The sequence below is a fragment of the Nocardioides sp. CPCC 206348 genome (assembly GCF_048654705.1).
In the GTDB taxonomy this organism is placed as follows: domain Bacteria; phylum Actinomycetota; class Actinomycetes; order Propionibacteriales; family Nocardioidaceae; genus Nocardioides.
Genome location: NZ_JBMCZA010000078.1, coordinates 46,345 through 46,736, shown reverse-complemented (window position 1 = coordinate 46,736; position 392 = coordinate 46,345). Strand labels below are relative to the sequence as shown.

The following is a 392-nucleotide window of genomic DNA, read 5'->3' as shown; positions in this document are numbered from 1 at the left end:
TGGCGGTCGACCGGCCGGTCGAGCCCGCGCCCGCACCGGTCCCCGCGCCAGCCCCGGTCCAAGGACGCCGTGCACTGGTCGCCGAGCACCTGGTGGTCAGGACCGCGGCGGGACGGGTCCTGCTCGACGACGTCGACCTCGTCCTCGGCCCGGGCACGCTCACGGCGCTGATCGGTCCCTCGGGTGCAGGGAAGTCCACGCTGCTGCGGGTGCTGACCGGACAGCAGCAGCCGTCGGGCGGCTCGGTCCGGTGGCGTGGTGTCGACGTCCATCGCGACTACGACGCGGTGCGCTCCCAGATCGGGCTGGTGCCCCAGGAGGAGATCCAGCACCCGCAGCTGGAGGTCCGCCAGTCCCTGGAGTTCTCCGCGCGGCTCCGGCTCCCTTCAGGT

At 73.7% G+C, this 392-nt stretch carries 1 protein-coding gene; it reads left to right on the top strand.

Translation table 11 applies throughout. The features are described 5' to 3' along the window. The coding region (locus tag ACOADB_RS03830) for an ATP-binding cassette domain-containing protein (RefSeq protein ID WP_378596604.1) at window positions 1-392 on the top strand (392 nt) is incomplete at both ends.